Source organism: Frateuria sp. GZRe12, from assembly GCF_051900535.1.
Classification (GTDB): domain Bacteria; phylum Pseudomonadota; class Gammaproteobacteria; order Xanthomonadales; family Rhodanobacteraceae; genus Frateuria_A.
On the sequence record NZ_JBHZGI010000009.1, the window covers coordinates 38,869 to 61,633 of the forward strand.

Below are 22,765 nucleotides of genomic sequence, written 5' to 3' on the forward strand. Positions count from 1 at the left end.
GGTCAAACTGTTATCAAATCATGGGGTTGCGCTACTGAACCCCAAGCAAGCACGACGATGGCATCGCTCGCCCCGTGCCGCCCTGTCGGAGACAAGACATGCATGGCATACCCACGCGCTCCTCGCTCGTCTCGGTGATTCCCGTCCGCGGCCAGGGCAAGGATGCCCGCACGCTGCTCCTGCACCGCGCCAACGCCCACCTCCATGGCCTGTGGACCTACGCCGCCGGGCACCTTGAGCCGGGCGAGACGGCCTGGCAGGCGGCCATGCGCGAACTGGCCGAAGAGACGGGCCTGCGACCGACGGCGCTTTATTCGGCCGACCAATGCGAGACCTACTACGACGTGCGCGAGGAATGCATCGCGGTGGTGCCGGCTTTCGTCGCCTTCGTCGCGTCCACTGCCGAGGTGCACCTTGACGCCGAACACGACGATCACGCCTGGCTGTCCTTCCCTGACGCCATCGCGCGCCTGCCGTTCGGTGGCCAGCGCACGCTCTACGCGCACGTGCAGCGCGAGTTCCTCCTGCGGCCGCCGGCGCCGGCGCTGCGAATGCCGATCTAGGTTCCGGCGGGGTCAGATTCCCTGAGGTCGCGATCGAGATCGGAGGCACGTTTCGATGGTGCCGCCCAAAAAAAGCGGGCTGCAGTCCGGGGCGCTTTTCTTTTGCAGCGCGTACTGAGGCGATGCCCTGTCCGGTCGCAAGAAAGACGTCGTCTACAAGCCGGCTGCGCACGGACAACGCCGTTGCGCTCGCGAGCGCCCCAGTCCTCCCTGATGTCAGTGCCGGCTCTCGCTTGCCGGCGGCAGCTGCGCCGCATCCAGCCGGTTGTCCACGCGCGCCACGCCCAGCATGTCCGACACTGCCGCGACCAGCTCGTCCACTTCCGCGAGCCGGGCCGAGCCGCTCAATGTCACCAGGCCGTCCTCCACGTGGACCTCGACCTTGCCCGGCTGCGCCACAAGGTGGCCGAGCCTCGAGCGGATGCGGTCGTGCAATTGCCGGTCGTCCGAGGGCGCGTGCCCGTGCAGATGGGCCGATGCGCCGTGCAGGCGGTCGGCCGCGTGCCGGGCCGTGTCCTGGGCGAAATCCTGGATGTCCTGTCCCGCCGCGAGCACCTTGTCCCGCGCCATGGCTCGCCGGCGGCGCCCGGCCACCGGGTCGAGCAGATACATCGCCGCCGCGCCCGCCGCAAACGCGGCAGCAAGCTTCGCTAACTGTCCCACGGTCGCCTCCCGTCATTGCCGATCCGAGGCGACCGATGCTGCGCGATGTCGCGGCAACGGCGCGCGAAAGTGCCGTTGCCGCAGCGGGTGCGCGTGCCGATATTCAGGCCCCGGCGCCCGCACCCGCCGGTTTGTCCACGCCGAAAGGCCCGCGCATGAGCAGTGCGCCATAGACCACCGCCATCACCGCGAACAGGACGGCCAGGAAACCCATCACGGGCGATGCGACGCCGGCCATGACCGGATGGCCAAGGCTGCACGCGCTGACCAGATAGAGCATGAGATTGGCCAGCACCGTCGGGCGCCCATAGATGCCGCCGACGATCATCCGGCGCTGGTTCCAGTTGAGCGAGGCCAGCGCCAGCCATCCGGCCGAAATCAGCTGACCGAGCACCGTGGCGTTGGCGGGCATCCCCGGCATCAGCCGCGGCAACAGCTCGTCGGACCCGAACAGCAGGGCCAGCCCGCCGATGCCGAGGACGGCGGCATTGAACGTGGTGATGAGAGATGAGATGCGGGTAGCGTTCATTCCGTGACTCCACTTCGCCGGATGGGTGGTTTGCCGCTGCCCGAAACCGCGGCCCAGGCTGGCCCTGGCTCGCCCCGGCGCAGCGCAAAAGGAAGGTTGGCATAGATTCGCGCGCGTGCCAGCAACCGGTCCAGCAGGTACACCCTGCCGGCCCGATAGCGCGGCGGGCATGACGGTACTCGCATCGAGCGGCCAGTTTGAAGAGGTCTCACACCCCCCCGGATCGACCGCGGCGCGGCCGCCTTCCGGAAGGCCCGCCAAGCCATGTGTCCCGCGGGGAGCTGAGCCCCGCGAGGACGGTTCGCGCAAAGCCGGCGCGGCGTGCATGCCTTCAGACGCAACCGGGCCGGCGCCGCCCGTATCTCTGCCAGGCACCAGTTGCCAGCGGAACATGCTCATGAAACTGTTTGGCCCCCTCCTCGTGGCCATCGCCGTGGCACTCGCCCAGCCAGCGCACGCCGACGATCCCCGCGCCGACTTCGGCCCGCTCGCGAAGCTCGTGGCGAAAACCAACGCGGCGATCGGCCACCCGACCGGCATGGCGATCGCGGTCGTGCACGACGGCAAGATCGTCTACCAGGATTACTTCGGGCTGGCCGACATCGCTCGCCGTACGCCAGTCACCGCGCGCACCGACTTCTATATCGCCTCGGCCACCAAGCCATTCACTGCATTGGAGGTGTTGGTAAAGGTGCAGCAGGGACAGGCGGACCTGGCGATGCCGATGCAGGCGATGTTCCCCGGCCTGCATTTCGCGGGCATCGACGCGGGCGCCGTCACCCTGCGCGACCTGCTCGTCCACACGTCCGGCATCGACAACGAGCCGCTGGTCTGGGCCACGGCGTTCAGCGGATTGCATGATCCGGACACGCTGCGCGCGCTGGTGGCGCGCTCAGGCACCAACGCCGAGGCCGCGCACGGCACGTTCGAGTACACGAACGTGGGCTACAACATCGCCAGTGTGTGGCTGGATGCGCGGTTCAAACGCCCTTGGCAGGCACAGTTGCAGCACGATGTCTTCGAGCCGCTGGGCATGCGCCAGACCTCCGCCTACATAAGCCAGGCCCGGGCGCGGGGTTGGCCGATGGCCCTGCCCTATTCGCTGGCCTCCGGCGACCCGCAGGCGCCGCTGTACCTCACCAAGTCCGACGACACCATGCAGGCTGCCGGCGGCATGGTGTCCACCGCGCCGGACCTGGCGCGGTTTCTGATCGCGCAACTGGAACCGCCCGTTGGGAACCATCCCTTGCTGGCCCGCGCCATCGGGCGATCGCACGCGACCCAGGTAAACCTGAAAGCCCGGTACCTCGACTTCGTGCGCACCGGCTACACGTCGGGCTGGTACACGGGCGATTACAAAGGCCACCGCATGCTTCATCACTTCGGCGGCTTCGCCGGTTTCCACGCGCACCTGTCGCTCATGCCGGACGAGAACGCGGGCCTGGTGGTCCTGTGCAACGAAGACATGCTCTGTCCGCGCATGACCAACCTGGTCGCCGATTACGTGTATGGCGCGCTGCTCGGTCAGACCGGCAACGAAGCGGCGGTGGCAAAGCGCTTCGCCGCGTTACCGGCTCAAGCCACCGAGTTGCGCCGGCAAGTGCGCAGGCAGCGTGCCGCGATCCGCGCCCGTCCCTGGCGCCTCACGCTGCCACGCGAGGCTTACGCCGGGACCTACGCGAACCCCCTGCTCGGCGCGATGCGGATCGACGTCGACCGCCACGGCGACATGGCCATCCATTGGGGCCGCCTGCACGCCATCGCCACCGGTTATCCCAGCGACAACCAGGTCCGCGTGGAACTGGTGCCCAACAGCGGCAACGTGCTGGCCTTCCAGCTGGACCACGGCAAGGTGGTCGCGGTCCGGCTCGAGGACATGGTTTTCGCGAGAGCGGCCGACACCGCGGATCGACGCTGATCAGCGGGCTTTGCGACCCATCGCATGGCGCCGCCGCGTCCGCTTCTGGCGACGCCGCGGTGAGGGAGCAAGCACCGGCTGCTGGTCTAGAAGTCCGACAAACCGAAACGTGCAACGCCCTTGTTGCGTCCAGGCGGATCGAGCGTATCCAGGTCCAGCGCCAACGGCGTGCCGATCCATTCGGCCAGTCGCGTGTGATCGGCGATGTCGTCGTCGGTCAGCGGGTGGATCAACGCGGTGAGCCCGGATGCCCGGATGATCTCGCGCACCACCGCCAGCCCATCGGCGGTGAAATGGATCTCGAACTGCGGCAAGGGATGCGGTCCGGCCTTGCCGTCCCTCAGGCTGCCTACGAAGCGCAACGGCGCAAGTTCGCCGGCGGCCATGCGCTCGCTGAGCACGCAACGCATGGTCTCGGCGAGCGGCCGGCTGGCCGCTTCGTAATAGATGTGCGCGTGGTACGGCGCATGCGCTTCGCTCATGGTGTCCGTCGGCCCGGAAGAATCCACCGACACGATGGGATGCATCCGCAATGCGTCGATCGGTGTCTCCCTTATATCCGCATCGCCATTGCGCCATCTCATGCCATGGCGCCGGCGGGCCGGCCGGGCGGCAGGATCGGCTGGCGGGCGTCACGCCCTGACCGGTCGCGCGGTTCTGCCGGCCTCGCTGGCATCCGGTCGCTTTCTGCGGGGCGATCCTTGCCGCCACCGGGTTTTTCGCCGCGCGCGGGACGCGCGATCCAATCGATGCTGGGTATGTCCAGATGAAGGCTCGGCATGGCGACGCTGCTCGCTGAGGAAAGGGTGCGAGGCATGTTGAGGCCACACCAGGGCGTGATAAACGTGCCAGACTTTGCTTCATAACCAACCCCATGGTTTTGAATCATGAACAAGCTCGCTGGCATGGAAATGTTCGTGCGCGTGGTGGACTGCGGCAGCTTCGCGGCTGCCGCCGAAGCGAGCGGCGTGTCCGCGACCATGGTCGCCAAGCACGTCGCGGCGATCGAACAACGGCTGGGCGCCCGCCTGCTCCACCGCACCACGCGCAAACAGCAGCTTTCCGATGTGGGGCGGCTTTACTACGAGCGGTGCAAGCAGGCCCTTGCCGAGGTGGCACTCGCCGACGCGAGCGCGCTGGAACTGCAGGCCGCACCGAGGGGACGGTTGCGGCTGGTGGCGCCGGTCGGCTTCGGCAGTTACATGGTGACCGCGCTGGCCGAGTACATGGCGTGCCATCACGAGGTCAGCGTCGAACTCACGCTGGACAACCGTTCGCCGAACCTTGCCGATGGCGGCTTCGAACTCGGCATCCTGGTAGGCGACGTCACCGAACCGGGCGTGGTCGCGCGGCCGCTGCGCCACTACCGGCGCATCCTGGCCGCCTCGCCCGGGTACCTGGCCCGCCACGGTCATCCCGCGCGACCGGACGACCTGGCCCATCACGAGTGCCTGGGCATGTCGTACTGGCGGCGATCCGACGTGTGGCGACTGGTCGGGCCGGATGGCACCACGTCTGCCGTCACCGTGGGGGGACGCTTCACCGCCAACCAGGGCAACGCGCTTCGCATTGCAGCGCTCAGCGGCATCGGCATCGCGCTGCAGCCCGAGCCGCTGCTGTCCGACGACCTCGCCGCGGGCCGCCTGCTGCGCGTCCTGCCCGACTGGTCGCTCACGCCCTCGCCGATGCATCTGATCTACGCGCAGGACCGCCATCCCACGGCCAAGCTGCGCAGCGCGATCGACTTCCTGCTCGCGCGCTACGGGCAAGATCCTGCGACCCGATCGCAGGGCACCATCGTCCAGCCCGCGTCGAACGCAAGAACCACACGCTGACTCTCGTCGCGAAAAGCCGATTGCCTGAACTGGTTGCAACAGGCGTCTTAACCGGCGCTGTCGTTTGGCGTGGGTTAGCCATAATCAGCCGCTCCGGAACGGCGTTTTGACGACTGCTGGACCGGCTCGCAGGACTAATGACCCACTGTCTGAAAGCTCACGGGACACACCATGCTGGATAGCGCGGAACAACTCGGCCAGGCCCTGGGCGATTGGTCGGGTCACCCCAACAAGGCATACGTCGGGAAGATCGATCGGGTGCAGGCATCCTCCACGCAAGCGTGGACGCCCGAGTACTACATCGACCACTACCTGCAATCGCACAACCGGCCGGTCACCCATTGGAATCGGGACGTCGTGTCCGCGGCCCTTGGCAAGTTCAAGGGACGGGCGCCGTTCAAGCGATGGGAGCTGGACGAGTTTCTCGATGGCACCTGGCGCTTCGCGCCGGATTGAACCTGCGGCCCGCGAACACGACACGGTGCGGCGTCACGTCCCTGCGCCGCGCTCCGTGTCTCGCGCCCCTCGCTGCTGCCAGTCGAACTTCCCCTATCCAACGGCGGCAGGCCCAGCGCCTGGTCGCCTGTCGACGGCGGCAGGACGTTTCCTGGACGCGCGTGTCGATCTGGAGCCCCTTCGACCGTCGACAGATTGAGGCGGCCTCCCCGCCCGAACCTGGAGAAGGGAAATGACCAGCAAGAACACCATCTGCCTCTGGTACGACGGCACCGCCCTGGACGCCGCGAAGTTCTACGCCCAGACCTTCCCCGACAGCTCGGTGGGGCTCGTCCACCGCGCGCCCGGCGACTACCCCTCCGGCAAGCAGGGCGACGTGCTGACGGTGGAGTTCACGGTCATGGGCATCCCCTGCCTGGGCTTGAACGGAGGACCGGCGTTCCCCCAGACCGAGGCCTTCTCGTTCCAGGTCGCGACGGACGACCAGGCCGAGACCGATCGCCTGTGGAACGCGATCATCGACAACGGCGGCAGCCCGAGCGCCTGCGGATGGTGCAGGGACAGGTGGGGGTTGTCCTGGCAGATCACCCCGCGAGTCCTGACAGCCGCGGTCACCGATGCGGATCCCGCCGTGGCCAAGCGCGCATTCGACGCCATGATGACGATGACGAAGATCGACATCTCCGCGATCGAGGCAGCCCGACGAGGATGAGGGTGCAACCGGCGGCACGCGCCGCCGGGTCGGGATGCTGCCCGACCGGAATGGGCCGAATCCGGATTCAGCGGATTCCATTCCCGGCCCGTGCCAACGCTTCGCACATGTGCCTCAGCGATGCCTGCTGTTCCGGCCGATCGCCGAAGCGGTCGGCGAACGAACGCACGGTGTCGGCCAGGCCCGGCCTCGGCTGCTCGGCCTGGACATACGCGCGCAGCCGCCATCCTTCCGGGTCGTCGGGCTGCTGCCGGATCATCTGGTCGGCCGCCGCCCAGGCCTTGTCCCACTGCCGATGGTTGGCATACAGCGTGCCCAGCTCGTCCCAGGACCAGGTGTCGGTGTAGTCCAGCCGTACGGCCTGTTCCAGCTCGGTCATGGCCAGGGCGTCTTCCTCGAGCTGGATGTCCGCATAGCCCAGCCCGCGATATACCGAGGCGCGCCCGGGCAACGCCGGGGCGATGGCCATGATTTCCGCGCGCGCCCAACTTGGATAGCCGAGCGTCACCAGGTGGAACGCGCGGCTGAGGCGGTCATCGGGCCGGGACGCCAGGCGGATGGCCTCGGAGTAGTACACCGCGGCGAGCCCGTGTTGTCCCGCCATCTCCGCGCTGTCGCCCGCCGAGGAAAGCATTCCGAAGCTCGGCAGATCGTTCACCGCATCCATCACCATCGCCAGCTGGCGGGGCGTGGTGCAGTTGCAGCTGGAAAAATCGAAGGTGTCCAGGTGGATGTCGGCGGCGGTCAGGTAGAGCAGCGGATTCTGCCTCGCATGCGCAAGCACCTCTCCCGCGAGCGCATGCAGTTCGCTCGGCGATCCGCCCCACTTGGGCTCGGCCACGATGGCCGCCGCACCATAGACAAGATAGTCGGCAGGCGCCGCGTGCACACCGGCGGCGCGGGCTTCCAGTGCGTAGCGGTGTCCGAGCGCCAATCGCCCGATGTCCATCATCGCGGCGTAGGCAGGGCTCAGGCGTGGTTCGAGCTGCACGGCGCGGCGCAGGTCCGTATCGGCCTCGTCGACGAGCCGGTCCATGGCACGGATGTTTTCGACAGGCGTGTCGCGGATGTAATCGCCACCGCGCGCCTTTTGGGCCATCGCGGCGTAAGCCATGCCGCTCGCTGCAAGTGCGAACGCGCTGTCAGGCAAGGCGCGTTTCCAGGCATCGAGCGTGGGACGGATGTCGAACGAGCCGTTGTCGAACGCGTGCAGATAAATCCGGTCGAGCGCTCCCTGCGCTTGAGGATCGCCAAGCTGTGCCTGCAGCGCCACGCCCAGCCGCCGGTCCAGTTCGGCGGCCTTGCCCTGCTCGATCAGCTCCCGCATCCGCGTGAACGTAAGCGTTGGAAGACTCCGATAACGGCAGTAAGCCTCCACCGCCTCGGGCCTCCAGTGGCTGCGCGGCGGATCCGGATAGGCCAGGCAGCGCTGCAACGGATCGGTCAGCTTTTCGGCCTCGCGTGCCTTCGCCAGGAAGCGGTCTACCTCAACCGGGGAAAACGGCTCGAACCGCAGCGGACGGCCCGTCGACGCGGCCGAAGCGGGACCCGATGGAAGCGCAGTCACCGAAGCCTGCGCGGTTGCGGGAGCGTCATGCGCGCTGAGCCACCAGAGCGAAACCCAGTCCACGGCAGCCAGCAACAGCACCACCGCGACGGTGAAGACCGTCCGTTTTCTGCGCGACATGGATCACCCCGCCCCTGTTTTCCCGACCACCGTATACCGTTCCCGCGCCCGGCTGTTCCGCGCGACGCGAACCGCAACCCGAACCGCGACAGTGGCCGGCTTCGCGGAATCGCGTTTGCCGAAGCGAGCGATTAACGCCCTGGACGCCTGCCTCAGTCGCCCTGCGTCGATAGCCCCGCCGCGCGAAGCCGCGCACGCAGGGGATCGAGCTTGCTGCCGTAGCGCGCACTGCGCGCGGTATCCCGCTGCAACGGCTGGCGAACCTGCGCGGCGCTGATCGTCAGTACCGTGCGCGAGGTCCGGTGGAAATCCAGGCAGGCCGCATCGAACGACAGACCGCAGAAGTCCAGCAAGCGGCGGATCTGCGCTTCCGGATCGGCCTGCAGCGCTTCGTACTCGTGGTCGAAATACTGCCGGGAGTAGCGCTGCCGCCAAAGGCTGCTCAGGCGCGCGTAACCGGCGAAGTAGTCGACGATCTCATCCAGGTCATAACTGTAGTTGACCGTACGGTTGCCGAAGAGCTGGCGATAGCAGGCGAAACTGGTTTCCAGCAGGTCGCGGCGGGAATTGACCACGCGGGCGCCGGGGAGCATCGCCAGTGCCGCACCCACGAAGGCCCAGTTGCTTGGATTCTTGTCGGTGAAGCGAACGCTCGACCGGCGCCAGCGTTGCGTACGCGCCAGGTAGTCCTCGCCCAGGCGCCGCCAGTCCGCTGCCGTAGCCGAGGGGACCCACGCGGGAAACGGCTGTCCGCGCCGCCTCGATTCCTCTTCGAGGATCTGCGGAAGCACCTCGATCTCATCGGCGCCCTCGACCTGCGGATGCGAGGCCAGGATCTGTTCGGTCAGCGTGGAACCGGATCGCGGCAGGCACACCACGAAAATCACTTCCTTGCCGAGCGACGGGTCTTGGGCCTCGGGCATCGGCTGGGCGAAGGCGCGCGCGATGGACTCCACGCGATCGCGTTCCTCATTGCGATTCCAGTGAACGTAGCGCCGCTTCAGGGCATTGGCGTCGCGCAGGACGTCGAAAGCCCTTTCGTAGTCCGCCTGGTCTTCCATCGCCTTGGCGAGCGTGAAACCGAGCAGGATGCGCGCATCATCCGACAGATCCGGCTGGCTGAGCAGACGCTGCAGCGTCGCGGCATCCTCCTGGCCGAACGGCTCGATCTTCAGGTTGGCCAGCGCGAACCACGCCTCCGCGCAATCGGGCTGCTGTCGCAGGGTCTGGCGATGGATCGCCACGGCGCCGGAGGGGTCGCCGAGGCTGGACATCACCGCCGCCAGGGCATTGCGCGCCTTCGCGTATCCCGGGTCCACCGCCACGGCCTGACCGAATGCTTCGCGCGCGCGTTCCATGTGGGAGGCGAACTGCAGCGCCTTGCCGAAGTTGTACCAGGTCGAGGCGGAGCCTGGGGCGAGTTCGCAGGCACGTTGCAGATGGCCAAGGCCAGCATCGATTTCGCCGATTTCGAACAGCGCGCTGCCGAGATTCATGCAAAGCGTCGAATCGTCCGGTTTGGCTGCCAGCGCGCGCTGCAGATAATCGATGGCATCGCGATGGTGGTCGCCGATGAGCGCGGCAATACCCATCAGCCGGAGCGCTTCAACGCAGTCCGGTTCCGCCGCCAGCACCTTGGCCAGCAACTGTTGTGCGAGGCCGACCTGACTGCGGCTCAAAGCCTTGGTGGCCTCCAGCAGCCATTGGGCTACCGCTGGCGGCAGGCTGGACGCGTGCGTGGAGGTCGAGTTTGCTGTCATGTCCAACGAATCCTTGTCAGCCGGCTCCGAAGGAGGTCTCCACGCCTGCAGCGGTCGAGCCCGCCATGCGTGACGCATCGACAATCGACGATCGCCTGGCGCCTCCCTTCACCGGCCAGCATGATATCCGCGTTAAGTCGTGCCAGAGCACGTCGTGCTTCCCCCGACTGGCGGGGTGCACGGGCGATGATCGTCCGCTGGCTGTTGAACCTGTGTTCACAAAAACATTTGCTTCGGAACGCAACAGACACTACTGTGCCCGGGCTGGGTTTCAAGGGTCACGCGAACTGTGGCCCGATGCTGTAGAGAGCAGTTCCACTACACCGTTGCACCCGTTTCCTCCTTGTAACCAGCTACCCCGCCGCACTTTGCGGCTATTCCATCCGTTCCAAGGAGATACAACGATGTCGCAGACCGAAACCGGTACCGTCAAGTGGTTCAACGATGCCAAGGGCTTTGGCTTCATCAGCCGCGCCAGCGGCGATGACGTGTTCGTGCACTTCCGCTCGATCACGTCCTCGGGCTTCAAGAGCCTGCAGGAAGGCCAGAAGGTGTCCTTCGTCGTGACCCAGGGCCCGAAGGGCCTGCAGGCCGACCAGGTGCAGCCGCTCTAAGGTTTTCACCCCGTTCCAGGAAAAGCCCGGCCTCGCGCCGGGCTTTTTTTTTGCGTCTCTGCGGGGGCGCTTTCAGGCCGCCCCGCTCACTTGGGGGAACCGTTGTCCGACCGGTCGTCCGGCTTGTCGCCCTCGCGTACGGGACGCTTCTTCGACTGCTTGGCGTCCTGCTGCTTCTTCTTGGCGAGTTCGCGCTGACGCTTTTCGAATGCATAGTTGATCTTGGCCAATCGGGGAGTCCTCTGGGTGCTGGGATGGAAATGACCGCCACCGTCGCAACGCGTGTGTCGCGGGAGATGTGCGCCGAGCGCTGGGCTGACGCGGAACGGTCGTTTTGCGGATAAGTGGGTGGCGCTTCGGCCAACATTCCACAGCCACGAGGCGGAAGGGAACGCGGCGGATGGGCCGCCGGGCGGCCAGGACGAACGCACACGGGTGCAGATGGCGAACAGCCATCCTACACCCTCACGCCTGCCGCGATGTCCGGGGCGGCCCGGCCCCGTCCCGTCCGCATCGCCAATTGATGCGATCATGGCGAATGACCGACTTCACCACGCTCCCCCTCAAGCCCGCCCTGCTCGCCAGCCTGGAAACGCATGGCTACGCCGCGATGACCCCGGTGCAGGCGCAGAGCCTTCCGCCGATCCTCGCCGGACGCGACGTGATCGCCCAGGCGCGCACCGGCAGCGGCAAGACCGCCGCGTTCGGCTTGGGCCTGCTGCAGGCGCTGGACGTGGACACCATCCGGCTGCAGGCGCTGGTGTTGTGCCCGACCCGCGAACTTGCCGACCAGGTAAGCAAGGCGATCCGCCGGCTCGCCGCCAGCCTGCCCAACGTCAAACTGCTGACCCTTTGCGGCGGCATGCCGCTCGGGCCCCAGCTGGCCTCGCTCACCCACGATCCGCACATCGTGGTGGGCACGCCCGGCCGCGTGCAGGAACACCTCAAGCGCGGCAGCCTGCACGGTGGCGGCATCAGGATGCTTGTGCTGGACGAGGGTGACCGCATGCTCGACATGGGCTTCGGGGAAGCCATCGACGACATCGTCGGCCGCATCGCCAAGCACCATCAGACCCTGCTGTTCTCAGCCACGTACCCGGAAGCGATCCGCGCCGCCAGCCGGCGGCTGCAGAAGGAGCCGGTGGAAGTCACCGTGGAGACGCCGATCGAGGCCACCCCGGCCATCGAACAGCAGTTCGTCGAAGTCGATCCCGCGCAGAAACCCGACGCGCTGGCCCAACTGCTCAGCCGCGACCGCGACCAGCACGCGCTGGTGTTTTGCAACATGCGCCGCGACGTGGACACCGTGGCGCAGGAGCTGGACCGCCGCGGTTTCTCCGCGCTCGCCCTGCATGGCGACATGGAGCAGCGCGACCGCGACGAAGTGCTCGTGCGCTTCGCCAACCGCAGTTGCAGCGTGCTGGTCGCCACCGACGTCGCGGCGCGCGGCCTGGACATTGCCGCGCTGCCGCTGGTGGTCAGTTACGACATCGCGCACGACCCGGACACGCATACCCACCGCATCGGGCGCACCGGCCGCGCCGGCCAGTCCGGCGTGGCGATCACCCTGTGCACGCCGCGCGAGCGGCCCAAGGCCCAGAACATCGAACAGGCACTGGGCGAGCCCCTGCCCTGGCGAGCGCTCAAGGTGGCCCCGCCACGCGGCAAGACCTTGCATCTTGCGCCGATGAAGACCCTGGTCATCGATGCCGGTCGCCAGGACAAGCTGCGTCCCGGCGACATCCTCGGCGCGCTCACCGGCGACGCCGGCCTCAAGGCCGACGACATCGGCAAGATCGACGTCTTTGCCACCCGCGCGTACGTCGCCATCTCCCGGGCGCTGGCCAACAAGGCGCTCGAGCGCCTGCGCGCCGGCAAGATCAAGGGGCGCAACTTCCGCGTGCGCCCGCTGGGGTGAGAAACGTGGCAACGCCTACGCACGGCGCGCCCGGCTCGCGGGCCTCCCGCGGTCGCGGGCCCTGCCTGGCGGTGACCGTTCACGGCCGTGCGCGGCGACGCAGCTCGCGGTCATACCCGACCATTCATAATGGACAGTTCCAAGTGACCGCCCGCCCCTACGCATGAAAACTCCCACCGGCCTGCAGGAGCTGATCGACGACGGCGTCATCGACGAGGTCCTGCGCCCGCTCAAGAGCGGCAAGGAAGCCTCCGTCTATGTCGTGCGCTCGGGCGACCAGGTGCGTTGCGCCAAGGTCTACAAGGACATGGCCCAGCGCAGCTTCCAGCAGCGCGTGCAATACCAGGAAGGCCGCAAGGTGCGCGGCAGCCGGCAGGCGCGCGCGATCGGCAAGGCCAGCAAGTTCGGCCGCAAGGAAGCCGAAGCCGCCTGGAAGAACGCGGAAGTGGACGCGCTCTATATGCTGGCCGACGCCGGCGTGCGCGTGCCGCAACCCTACGGCTACTTCAACGGCGTGCTGGTGATGGAACTGGTCACCGACGCCGACGGCCAGTCGGCCCCGCGACTGGGCGAGGTCGAGCTCTCCGCCGAAACCGCCCGCGACTACCACCGCATCCTGATCCGCCAGGTCGTGCGCATGCTCTGCGTCGGCCTTATCCATGGCGATCTCTCGCCGTACAACGTGCTGGTGGCGCCCGACGGCCCGGTCATCATCGACCTGCCCCAGGTGGTCAGCGCATCCGGCAACAACGCCGCGCGCACGATGCTGCGGCGGGACGTCAGCAACCTCACCATCAACCTTTCGCGCTCCGCGCCGGAACTGCTCGACACGTACTACGCCGAGGAAATGTGGGCGCTGTTCGAACAGGGTGAACTGCAGCCGGACAGCGAGTTGACCGGCCGCTTCGCGTTCGACGAAAGCGCGGTCGACGTGGACAGCGTGATGCAGTCCATCATCGACGCCCGCCAGGAAGCACTCATCCGCCAGCAAGGTCGGGAAGCGGCGATGGCCGAAGAGTGATTCGGCTTGCAGCAGGCATCGCGAACGTCGCTTGACCGGCTCCTCACCGCAACGTAAGGCCCGTTAGGGGATGGTGGCTCAGCACGGTGAGCAGCCGTGCCGTCCCATGTATTCCCGGAGATCGAAAATGCCCAATAGCAATGACAACCGTGGCGGCTCGCACGAGCAGCACGTCAAGGCAGGCGAACAGAGCCACAAGAACGACGACCGGTCGAAGTCAGCCAGCAGCTCATCCGGCAACCGCGGCAGCAGCCAGAGCGGCAGCCAGGGCGGCAGCCACGAGCAGCACATGAAAGCGGGCGAGCAGAGCCACAAGAACAGCTGATCCCACCACAACCATGACGCAGGGAGGGGCGCTACGGCGCCCCTCAGCGTGACTGCGTTAGTCAACGGAGCATCGCCGCATCGGGCTGCCCACGTCGGGCAGAGGATTGATCGACGTCAACACCCGCACCCGGGGGGCGCGTAGAAGTCGTGCCCCGTCCCGAAAGGGCGTCCTCACCTCTGGAGGTGAAGACCATGCGCGCCGTCGTGCCCCCCGCATTCCACAGGTTGGCTCTCATACTCGCCCTGCCCTGGGCGCTGGTCAGCCATGCGCAGTCGCCCGCCCCGACACAGGTAGTCACGCCGGACCCCCGGGTGCCACCCGCCGCAGGTACGCCCTGCGTTGTGCACCTGCTGGACAACCAGCTCTTCCCGGACGAGAACGGCACCGTCGGGAAGCAATTCCCGTACATGCCGCCGCCGACCTGCCCGCCACCATGGGCAAAAGTGGTGTTGAAGGTGGACCTCACCAGCTTCCGTCACACGGTCGTGGACAACATCGGCATCTCGCTTGCCGGCATCCAACTGTTCCATCAGGCCGCGCCCCGCTACGACGCTCCTGCCCGCTGGCACGTCGAGCGCGACCTGACCGACTACAGCGCCTGGCTCGCTGTCCCGCACACAGGCTCCTACTGGATCAACGAGGGCGAGGATGTCTTCGACCCGAGCGGCGAAGGCCCCGTATTCAGCGGCGACGTCCGCCTTCTTTTCTATCCGCCGACGGCGAGGACGCCCGCGCCGGAGGTCCCCGATGCGGTCGTTCATCTGAACGGCGGCACGCCAGTGATGTTGCCGCACAACATCGTGCGCGCCTACGTCGACGTGGATAACGCACAGACCGGGTGGTACTTCTGCCTGCCTGGCCAGGAACAGGAGAGGCATCCCGCGCTGTTCGACTATTTCGCCCCCGGCAATTCGCTCAAGGATTCCATCTTCCCGCATGAGACCTGGTGCGGCGGCGGCAGCTTCCGCGAAATCCCCGTAGCGGTGGATGGCACGCCCGCCGGCATTGCGCCGGTGTTCCCGCAATTGGCGGCCGACCCCAACATCAATTACCTGCACAATCCGCTGAACCAGCCGACGCCAACGCTGCAGATGATGGGTAGCGTGCCCTACCGGGTCGACCTCACGCCTTTCGCCGGACAGCTCAGTGCCGCCGGGCGCCACCTGGTTTCCACTTCCGGTGCCTTGCTGCTGTACCTGGACCCTGACCGCACGCTGGTTACGGGTGGCGTCACGATGAACACGCTGGCCGGCTCCCAGGCCGCGCCGACCTACACGAGCACGCTCACCGATGTGGGCGAAGGTGTGCAGGGAACGATCAGGACGCGCCAGTCACGGCAGTTCGAGATCCGCGGATTCGTCAATACGTCCAAGGGACGCGTCGATTCCTCGGTCCGACAGTCGAGCGCATTCGACAACACCCAGGACTTCGATATCCGCGGACCTCACCGGCCCTTCCCCGGCGAGACGGTGAACAAGCTCTACGAGCAGGTCGTTACGCTCGACAGCAGCACCGACCGCACAAGCCGCCGCACGCGCGGCACCACCGTGCTCGGCATCGACGTGGAACACGTCAGCTATCCGCTCGCCTACACCTACCACATGGCGACGACCGTAGAGGACGAGGGGGACGCCTGGTACGTCACCGTGCGCAACGGCACGGCAAACGCCACGCAGCGCTGGCTGCGGGATGCCGATGCCTATCGGCCCCACCGTGGGCATTACGTGACCCATCTGCGCGAGTACTTCGCGGGCAGCCGCACGCAGGCATACGCCTACAGCCCGTGGCGAGTCACTCCCAGCAGCAGCAACTGGCAGAGCCTGTCGACCCATCGCTTCACGGACAGCTTCGGCAGTTGCTTCCAGGCCGCGGTGCGTGCCGCCGACGGCGCAGTGACATCCACGACCCGGGGCAACCACTGCCCGGATGGCCGCAACCAGGTGCGCTGGTACGCGCGTCCGGACGGCTCGCCGGACAGCCTGGGATGGTGGCATTGAGGCCAGTCAGAATCCGTTACCCCGTGCAAGCGCCAGCCAGTGGGGACTCCCCGCGGCTGGCCGCGGCGAACCCGACGGGACCCCGATCCGGTGACAGGACGAGCGCGGCGCTCCGCAGGTGAAGGCAACCGGCACGCGGCAGTCGCATCGGGCACGCCCGGTACGCACTACCCTGGCGGCAACACGAGTGGAGGCGGCCCATGCGGATACTCATCACCGGTGCAACCGGGCTGGTTGGCCAAGGTGTCCTGCGCGAATGCCTGCGGGCACCGGACGTGGAGCGGGTGGTCGCGCTTGGGCGCCGCCCGACCGGCATCGAGACGCCGCGGCTCGAGGAACTGCTGTGCCCGGACTTCGCCTCGGTAGACACGCTCGGCGATCGGCTGGCGCCATTCGATTCGTGCCTGTACTGCGCCGGCGCGCCTCTGGTTGGGATCTCCGCCGAGGCCTATCGCCACGTCACCCTGACCTTGACCCTGAAGGTGGCCGAGGCTTTCGCCAGGCACAACCCGGACGGCCGTTTCCTGTACATCTCGGGCGCCTATTCGGACCCGGGCAGCCGGATGATGGTCGCCAGAGCCAAGGGGGAAACCGAGCGTGCCCTGGCCGCCCTGCCGATCACCACGGTGATGCTGCGCCCCGGTGGCATCCGGCCGGTGGAGGGCGTCCGTTCCTCGCACAAGCCGCTGGACCTGTTGTACCGGCTGGGATCGCCCGCGCTGGCCCTGGGGGTGCGCCTGCTGCCGGGACAGATGACCACGACCGCCCGGGTGGGGCGGGCCATGCTCGCGCTGGCGCGTGATCCATCGCCTCCCGCAGTGGTGGAGAACGATGTCATCAACCGCCTGGGGCGCGAGCCCTCGCCAACGGGAACGGCCCCGAAGCCCGTTTCCTGAGCACGGCCAGGTGTTCGGTCACCAGATCCGCACGCGATCCTGCGGCGCGCGCCACATCGGCTGGCCGGGCTTCACGTCGAATGCCTTGTAGAACGCCGGAATGTTGGACATCGGCCCGAGCACGCGCCATTTGGCCGGCGCATGCACATCCGACAGCAGGCGCTGGCGCAGGCGCTGCTCGCGCTGCTGGCTCATCCAGCCCAGTGCGTAGCCCAGAAAGTAGCGCTGGGTCGGCGTCAGTCCGCCGATCTCCTTGCCTTGCTTGAACTGCGCCGTCTTCTCGAACGCTTCCAGCCCGAGCAGCACGCCGCCGTAGTCGGCGATGTTCTCGCCAAGGCTCGCCTTGCCGTTGATGTGCAGGCCGGGCAGCGGTTCGTAGGCATCGAACTGCTTGACCATCACTTCGGCCGCGGCGTTGAAGCGCGCCGCATCCTGCGCCGTCCACCAGCCGGACAGGTTGCCCTGCGCGTCGTACTGGCGACCCTGGTCGTCGAAGCCGTGGGTGATTTCGTGACCGATGGTGCTGGCGGCGACATAGCCGTAGGCGACCGCATCGTCCACCTGGTCATCGGGCACGCCCGGCACCATGAAGATCGCCGCGGGCAGCACGATCTCGTTGTTCGACGGGTTGTAGTAGGCGTTGTAGGTCTGCGGGGTCATGTCCCATTCGGTGCGGTCGACCGGCTTGCCGAACTTCGCCAGGTTGTCCTGGAACTGCCAGCGGCGCGCGGCCATGACGTTCGCCGCATAGGACTCACGTTTCACGACCAGCGCCGAATAGTCCTTCCACTTGTCCGGATAGCCGACCTTGGGCGTGACCGCGGCGAGCTTGGCCAGCGCCTTGGCCCGGGTTTCCGGACTCATCCAGTCGAGCCGCTCGATGCGGTCATGGAAGGTGCCGCGGATCGCCTCGACCATCGCCGTGTAGCGCTGCTTGGACGCCACCGGGAAGTACTGCGTGACGAAGATGCGCCCGAGCACCATGCCCATGGCGTCGTTCTCTTCGTCCAGCGCCCGCTTCCAGCGCGGGCGCTGTTCCTGCTGGCCCGACATTGCACGGCCGTGGAAATCGAAGTGCTCTTCGTCCAATGCGGTGGACAGGAACGGCGCGTAGCCGTCGACCAGGTGATAGCGCAGGTAGTCCTTGAGCACCGGCAACGGCGTCTCGCGCAGCAGGCGATCCTCGGCGGCGAAGAACTCCGGCTGACCGACGATCACGTAGTCCGGGCGGATGCCCCAGGCCGCGAGCCGCTCGCTCCAGTCGATGGACGGCGTGAGCCTGGCGGTAAATTCCGCCGGCGCCATCTTGTGATAGTTCTTCTCCGGATCGCGCAGGTCCTCCAGCTTGCGCGAGGCCCTGGCCAGCGCCGTCTCGAACGCCATCACCCGCGTCGCCGCTTCCCTGGCCGCGGCCGGCTCGCGGCCGAGCAGCGTGAACGTGCGCGCGAGGTGTTCGACGTAGGCGGCGCGGATCTTCGCCACGCCCGCTTCGGGGTTGAAGTAGAAGTCGCGTTCGGGCAGGCCCAGCCCGCCCTGGTGGATCTGCACCGCCATCGTCGCGCTGTCCTTGTCGTCCTGCGCGATGCCGATGCGGAACAGCGCGCCGGCGCCGATCGGCTTGGACGCGAACACCGCATCGAGCACACCGGCGGGCGAAGAAATCGCGTCGATGCGCGCCAGCTCGGCATCCAGCGGATGCAGGCCCAGGCGATCGGCCTTCGCCACATCCATGGCGGTGGCCCAGAAATCACCGATCTTCTGCGTGTCGCTGCCGGGCGCGGCTGGCTGCTTCGCTGCCGATTCGCTGATGCCGCGCAGGCGAGCATACAGCTCGTCATCCACCTCGTTGCCGATCCCCCACGTCGCCTCGGAGGCCGGGATCGGATGCGCCTTCAACCAGGCACCGTTCGCGTACTGGAAGAAATCCACGCCCGGATCGACCGAAGTGTCGATATGCGCGGCAAGGAAATCTTTGGACGGCGTGACATCCGCCGCCAGGGCGCCGGCCGAGGCGACGGCCAGCGCGGCCGACAGCAGCGTGGTGCGGAGGGAGGTTGCCAAGCGGGTCATCGGACGTTTCCGGAAAAGAGGTCGCGCGACTCTGCACGCAGCCAGGCCCTTTGGGAAGCGTCGGAGGTCATGCCGGACCGCCGGAACAGCATCGGATCGCCCTCAGGACGGGAACAACACAGGTCCGGCTTCACGCATGAAGATGCCGACGGTCACCGGTCCGATGCCCTTGAACTGGCGCAGGCGGCGCTCGAAATCCTCGCGATCTCCGGCGGCTTGGAAGATGCCGAGCACACAGCCGTGGTACTGCTCCAGCAGCATCCGGCACAGCGACGACAGGCGCTCGGCGGTGGAATGGTCATAGCGCGCATAACCGCCTTCGCCGAGCATCCTGACCAGCCGGCCGTGCGTGCAGCCGCACAGCTTGCGTGGCGTATCCAGCCCATGGATTTCCACCAGCTCCCGCCACGTGGCGGCGGCCACCTTCTGGCCGATCCGCTTGCCGAACAGGAAGCTCGCCAGCAGCCACTTGAAGAGGCTTTGCTCGTCATCCGCCGTTACACGGATACCCAGGTCGGCGGCACAGATGTACGAGCTCATGGACACCCCGGGCGGCACCGGACCGGCCGGTCCGTTGCCGGTCATTGGAGCTGGTCCCGTATCCGGATCTCGTCAAAGCCTGGCCCTGGCCTTCGAGGCTCGAAAAAAGGCCGGCATCGCCGGCCTTTTCCAATCACCGATCAATGGAGCTCTTTCAGGCGTCGGTTCAGCGCATCGCGCATTTCAGGATCCTTCTCGGTCGCCAGGAAGCCGGCCAGCAGCCGACGCTGCGCGACGGCGAGCGCGTCGTCCGCCGGTACCGCCAGGTCCGGGACGACACCGGTGCCTTCCCAGTCGGTATGGGTGACCGGACTGATGGAGCGACCGAATGGGATGAATACCGCGAAATGCCGGTCGAGCATGTGCGGCATGCCCGGATGCGCTCCGCCCCCGGTGGTTTCGCCAACCAGCGTGGCGCGCTTGAGATTCTTCAACGCGTAGCTGAAATCCTCGCCGCCTGAAAACGTCTTGCCGCTGGTCAGCACGTAGACCTCGCGCGCGGCGCCGTAGCGTGGCCCATCGAGCCGGGTGCGGGTCCACATCTCATGGTTGCGGTTGTCGGTGCGCGTGTAGATGTCGTTGAGATGCGTGCGTTTGTCGAACAGGTAGCTGGCGAGCAGCGCCACGGCCTCGGGTTCGCCGCCGTCGTTCTTGCGCAGGTCGATGATGAGGGCTCGCGTATCGCCAAGCAGGGTCATCATGGCTGCATACCGGCTTCCCACCTGATCGGGTGGCATGAAGGCGCGCAGATCGACGTAGCCGATGTTGAAGGGCAGCCGCCCCACCGTCTCGATGCCGAAATTGAGCCTGCGACCGATGGCCAGCATTTCGGCTTTTTCCCGGGCCGAGGGCTCGGCGCTCGTGCTTTCCGGAGGCAGCGGTTCCGCGCTGTACTGAACCTCCAGATGGCGGTCCTGGCTGACGGCCTGCAAGTCCGCGGTCAGCAGCCGGGCGAAGCCTTCCGCGCTCGACACCGCATCGTAGGCGCCCTGTTGCTGCTTGGCGTTCAGCATCGCGGCGTACTGCTTCGCCTTGTCGGGAAACACGTAATAGCGATCCAGGTCGGCGATGAGCTTGTCGACCACCTGCTGACGCGTGGCGGCGTCGATGACCATGTCCGGCTGCGGGGGCAGCCCAGGAGGCGATTGTGCGTTTGCGACCGACGAAACGCCCCACAGGGACGCGGCGCATGCCGCCAATGACAGGAACCTTTTCATTCGATGATCCTCGTGACTACTAATTGATTAGTACTTTCGCGTAAAAAAAAGCCACGAACGCTCTCAGTCGTGGCGCGCCACATCCACCGCATCGCCATGCTCCGGGAGCACTTCCAGTCGCGAGTACTGCCACTGGCCGGCGCGGCGCGTGCCGTTCGCCTGCAACCTCGCGAGGCCCCGCGGGCCGCTGAGCATGATCGAGCAGTCGAACGAATCGCCGTTGAGCGCACACGGACCGGTGACCGCGCCGATAGGCGTCCCCACCATGGCGCTCACGCGTGCATCCCGTTGCACCATGGCGATGGCTGTCGTGTAGGCCTGCGTGGTCTCGATCCGGGGCGGAAGCGGCGGCGCCGGGGGCGCGGGCGGAGGCGGTGCCACGGGAGGCGGTGGAGGCGCTGGCGGCACCGGGGGTGCCGGCGGCTTCATCGCGACCGCCAGCCACTCGCGCACCTTGGCGTCGATGCGCGAGGGACGATCGTCGACGGTGTAGGACTCGTGCGGGCGGCCGCCGACATCGCTCCACTGGCGGTACTCGCGCAGGTGCCCGTCGACCGTCGCGACGATGTGGACCGAATGGCCGACGGTGTTCCACCAGTGCGGAACCTCCTGCGCAGCAAGGTCGCCCGCGGCGGTCGAACGGTTCGCCTGTGCGGCGTACAGCGCGCCGGAACATGCGACGGCGAGCAGGGCCAGGGGGACACCCAGGCGCAGCCGGTGCGGCGGTGAATCGGGGAACAACAGACGCTTGATGCGTTGCATAATCACTCCTCCTTTGGCTGACAAGGCGAACATCGGGGCGGCGACACGCAAGCGCTCGAGGTTGTTGAGCGCTTCGGCAAGCACGATGGCGTCGCCACAGGCCGCCACCGCAAGATCGTCACAGGCGTTCTCGCGCTCCTGCCGGATGCGGCGGCTCAACCACCACATGCCCGGGTGGTAGAACAGCAACGCTTCGGCCATGCACTGCAGGCCGTTCCAGATCCAGTCCAGGCGGCGGATATGCGCCAGTTCGTGCGCGATCAGCGCCTCGATCTGGTCGGGCGACAGCCCCGTGAGCATCGAAAGCGGCAACCAGATCACCGGTCGCCACGCATACGCCGAACACGGCAATCCAGTGTCGCGCAGCAGCCGGATGGCTACCTGGCGGCGGATGCCCAGCGACTGGCGCAAGGCATCGGCGCGCGCGTGCCAGTGCGCGGGCAACCGATCGCAGACTTTCCGATCCAGCCTGCGTACCATCCACCAGCCGCCACACAGGCGCATCAACATCGTCGCCACGCCAAACGTCCACACCCACGGCAACCACAGCGGTGCCAGGTTGGCGGGCGCATAGGCGATCGACGCGACCACGACCGGAACGCGCGCCAGTGGCCCCTGGACGACCGTCATGGCGTCGGCGACCTTGGCGTGGGTGGCGAGCAGGTTCACCAGCGTCAGCAGCGGCAGCAGGACCATCGCCAGCATGAACGTCATTCCCGTCGCGTGCCGCGCCTGCGCGCTCGCGGTGGACTGGATCGCCAGGACCAAAGCTGCGAGCAGCGCGAGCGCCGCGACCTGCCACACCGAATGCAGCAGGGTCAGCGCGAGCGCCGCCTTGAGCGCGTCTGGAAGGATGTTCATGGCTGCGGCGTCAGCGGTCGCGCTGCTTGCGGGCGCGCGCGATCAGCTGCGCGATGTCGTCGAGTTCCTCGCGGCTGGCGCCCTCCACGTCCAGCGCCCGCTGCACGAGCTGCAGCGCCGAACCGGAGAACGCACGCTGCACCAGGTCCTTCACCAGCGCAGACTGCACCTTCGCCTGCGGATGCGCAGCGGCATAGCGATGGCTGCGCTCGGACTCGTCGCGGCGGACCAGGCCCTTCTCGGCCATGATCGTCATCATCTTCAGCACCGTCGTATAGGCGGTGTCCTTGTGGCGCGAGAGCGTCTCGTGGACCTCGCGCACCGTGCACGATTCGCCGCGGTCCCACAGTACCTGCAGGATGGCCAGTTCACCTTCGGTGGGGCGTACGTTCGTCATGCGATCCTCCTTACTAAGCAG

The 22,765-nt window shown here is 67.1% G+C and carries 22 protein-coding genes; 11 read left to right on the forward strand and 11 right to left on the reverse strand.

Annotated elements, in window-relative coordinates:
* Nucleotides 1-98: 98 nt before the first annotated feature.
* A complete protein-coding gene (locus ACFWZ4_RS16105) occupies nucleotides 99-563 on the forward strand; it encodes an NUDIX hydrolase (RefSeq protein WP_439705677.1) in 465 nt (154 codons plus the stop codon).
* A gap of 216 nt (nucleotides 564-779) precedes the next feature.
* Here the strand turns inward: ACFWZ4_RS16105 and ACFWZ4_RS16110 are convergent, their stop codons facing one another.
* Both ACFWZ4_RS16110 and ACFWZ4_RS16115 read right to left on the reverse strand, forming a co-directional pair.
* Nucleotides 780-1,226, reverse strand: a complete 447-nt coding sequence (locus ACFWZ4_RS16110) for a BON domain-containing protein (protein WP_439705678.1) — start codon at nucleotides 1,224-1,226, stop codon at nucleotides 780-782.
* 103 nt (nucleotides 1,227-1,329) lie between these two features.
* Nucleotides 1,330-1,755 (reverse strand): hypothetical protein, encoded by a 426-nt coding sequence (locus tag ACFWZ4_RS16115; RefSeq protein ID WP_439705679.1) that lies wholly within the window; start codon nucleotides 1,753-1,755, stop codon nucleotides 1,330-1,332.
* A gap of 397 nt (nucleotides 1,756-2,152) precedes the next feature.
* Between ACFWZ4_RS16115 and ACFWZ4_RS16120 the strand changes: the two genes are divergently transcribed.
* A complete protein-coding gene (locus ACFWZ4_RS16120; protein ID WP_439705680.1) occupies nucleotides 2,153-3,673 on the forward strand; it encodes a serine hydrolase domain-containing protein in 1,521 nt (506 codons plus the stop codon).
* 86 nt (nucleotides 3,674-3,759) lie between these two features.
* Here ACFWZ4_RS16120 and ACFWZ4_RS16125 read toward each other — a convergent pair whose 3' ends face one another.
* The gene (locus ACFWZ4_RS16125; RefSeq protein ID WP_439705681.1) at nucleotides 3,760-4,257 is read right to left on the reverse strand and encodes a DOPA 4,5-dioxygenase family protein; all 498 of its coding nucleotides are present in this window, start codon (nucleotides 4,255-4,257) and stop codon (nucleotides 3,760-3,762) included.
* 303 nt (nucleotides 4,258-4,560) lie between these two features.
* On the opposite strand from ACFWZ4_RS16125, the gene ACFWZ4_RS16130 reads away from it, so the two are divergent.
* From ACFWZ4_RS16130 to ACFWZ4_RS16140, 3 genes are all read left to right on the forward strand, one after another.
* A complete protein-coding gene (locus ACFWZ4_RS16130; RefSeq protein ID WP_439705682.1) occupies nucleotides 4,561-5,508 on the forward strand; it encodes a LysR family transcriptional regulator in 948 nt (315 codons plus the stop codon).
* 171 nt (nucleotides 5,509-5,679) lie between these two features.
* Nucleotides 5,680-5,964 carry a hypothetical protein gene (locus tag ACFWZ4_RS16135; RefSeq protein ID WP_439705683.1) on the forward strand — a complete coding sequence of 95 codons (285 nt, stop codon included), beginning with the start codon at nucleotides 5,680-5,682 and terminating at the stop codon, nucleotides 5,962-5,964.
* Between the two features lie 232 nt (nucleotides 5,965-6,196).
* Nucleotides 6,197-6,676 carry a VOC family protein gene (locus ACFWZ4_RS16140; RefSeq protein WP_439705684.1) on the forward strand — a complete coding sequence of 160 codons (480 nt, stop codon included), beginning with the start codon at nucleotides 6,197-6,199 and terminating at the stop codon, nucleotides 6,674-6,676.
* A gap of 67 nt (nucleotides 6,677-6,743) precedes the next feature.
* On the opposite strand, the gene ACFWZ4_RS16145 is transcribed toward ACFWZ4_RS16140, so the two are convergent.
* Nucleotides 6,744-8,363, reverse strand: a complete 1,620-nt coding sequence (locus ACFWZ4_RS16145) for a tetratricopeptide repeat protein (protein ID WP_439705685.1) — start codon at nucleotides 8,361-8,363, stop codon at nucleotides 6,744-6,746.
* Nucleotides 8,364-8,515: 152 nt separating this feature from the next.
* On the reverse strand, nucleotides 8,516-10,123 hold the full coding sequence (locus tag ACFWZ4_RS16150) for a tetratricopeptide repeat-containing sulfotransferase family protein (RefSeq protein ID WP_439705686.1): 1,608 nt from the start codon (nucleotides 10,121-10,123) through the stop codon (nucleotides 8,516-8,518).
* Nucleotides 10,124-10,527: 404 nt separating this feature from the next.
* Between ACFWZ4_RS16150 and ACFWZ4_RS16155 the strand changes: the two genes are divergently transcribed.
* Nucleotides 10,528-10,737, forward strand: coding sequence for a cold-shock protein (locus ACFWZ4_RS16155; protein WP_231320407.1), 210 nt, complete (start codon nucleotides 10,528-10,530; stop codon nucleotides 10,735-10,737).
* A gap of 86 nt (nucleotides 10,738-10,823) precedes the next feature.
* On the opposite strand, the gene ACFWZ4_RS16160 is transcribed toward ACFWZ4_RS16155, so the two are convergent.
* Nucleotides 10,824-10,967, reverse strand: coding sequence for a hypothetical protein (locus tag ACFWZ4_RS16160; RefSeq protein ID WP_439705687.1), 144 nt, complete (start codon nucleotides 10,965-10,967; stop codon nucleotides 10,824-10,826).
* Nucleotides 10,968-11,275: 308 nt separating this feature from the next.
* On the opposite strand from ACFWZ4_RS16160, the gene dbpA reads away from it, so the two are divergent.
* From dbpA to ACFWZ4_RS16185, 5 genes are all read left to right on the forward strand, one after another.
* Nucleotides 11,276-12,655, forward strand: a complete 1,380-nt coding sequence (dbpA, locus tag ACFWZ4_RS16165) for an ATP-dependent RNA helicase DbpA (protein ID WP_439705688.1) — start codon at nucleotides 11,276-11,278, stop codon at nucleotides 12,653-12,655.
* 163 nt (nucleotides 12,656-12,818) lie between these two features.
* Nucleotides 12,819-13,676: a PA4780 family RIO1-like protein kinase gene (locus ACFWZ4_RS16170; RefSeq protein ID WP_439705689.1), complete on the forward strand. Its 858-nt coding sequence runs from the start codon at nucleotides 12,819-12,821 to the stop codon at nucleotides 13,674-13,676.
* A gap of 127 nt (nucleotides 13,677-13,803) precedes the next feature.
* Nucleotides 13,804-14,001 carry a hypothetical protein gene (locus tag ACFWZ4_RS16175; RefSeq protein ID WP_439705690.1) on the forward strand — a complete coding sequence of 66 codons (198 nt, stop codon included), beginning with the start codon at nucleotides 13,804-13,806 and terminating at the stop codon, nucleotides 13,999-14,001.
* A 227-nt stretch (nucleotides 14,002-14,228) separates the two neighbouring features.
* Nucleotides 14,229-16,001 carry a hypothetical protein gene (locus tag ACFWZ4_RS16180; protein ID WP_439705691.1) on the forward strand — a complete coding sequence of 591 codons (1,773 nt, stop codon included), beginning with the start codon at nucleotides 14,229-14,231 and terminating at the stop codon, nucleotides 15,999-16,001.
* A gap of 200 nt (nucleotides 16,002-16,201) precedes the next feature.
* Nucleotides 16,202-16,897: an NAD-dependent epimerase/dehydratase family protein gene (locus ACFWZ4_RS16185; protein ID WP_439705692.1), complete on the forward strand. Its 696-nt coding sequence runs from the start codon at nucleotides 16,202-16,204 to the stop codon at nucleotides 16,895-16,897.
* An 18-nt stretch (nucleotides 16,898-16,915) separates the two neighbouring features.
* Here ACFWZ4_RS16185 and ACFWZ4_RS16190 read toward each other — a convergent pair whose 3' ends face one another.
* The 5 genes from ACFWZ4_RS16190 to ACFWZ4_RS16210 form a co-directional block, all read right to left on the reverse strand.
* A complete protein-coding gene (locus ACFWZ4_RS16190) occupies nucleotides 16,916-18,967 on the reverse strand; it encodes a M13 family metallopeptidase (protein WP_439705693.1) in 2,052 nt (683 codons plus the stop codon).
* Nucleotides 18,968-19,069: 102 nt separating this feature from the next.
* Nucleotides 19,070-19,552, reverse strand: coding sequence for a DNA methylase (locus tag ACFWZ4_RS16195; protein WP_439705694.1), 483 nt, complete (start codon nucleotides 19,550-19,552; stop codon nucleotides 19,070-19,072).
* Between the two features lie 95 nt (nucleotides 19,553-19,647).
* A complete protein-coding gene (locus tag ACFWZ4_RS16200; protein WP_439705695.1) occupies nucleotides 19,648-20,622 on the reverse strand; it encodes a S41 family peptidase in 975 nt (324 codons plus the stop codon).
* Between the two features lie 165 nt (nucleotides 20,623-20,787).
* Complete coding sequence (locus ACFWZ4_RS16205) at nucleotides 20,788-22,347, reverse strand: M56 family metallopeptidase (protein ID WP_439705696.1); 1,560 nt, start codon at nucleotides 22,345-22,347, stop codon at nucleotides 20,788-20,790.
* A 10-nt stretch (nucleotides 22,348-22,357) separates the two neighbouring features.
* A complete protein-coding gene (locus ACFWZ4_RS16210) occupies nucleotides 22,358-22,744 on the reverse strand; it encodes a BlaI/MecI/CopY family transcriptional regulator (RefSeq protein ID WP_439705697.1) in 387 nt (128 codons plus the stop codon).
* Nucleotides 22,745-22,765 lie beyond the last annotated feature (21 nt).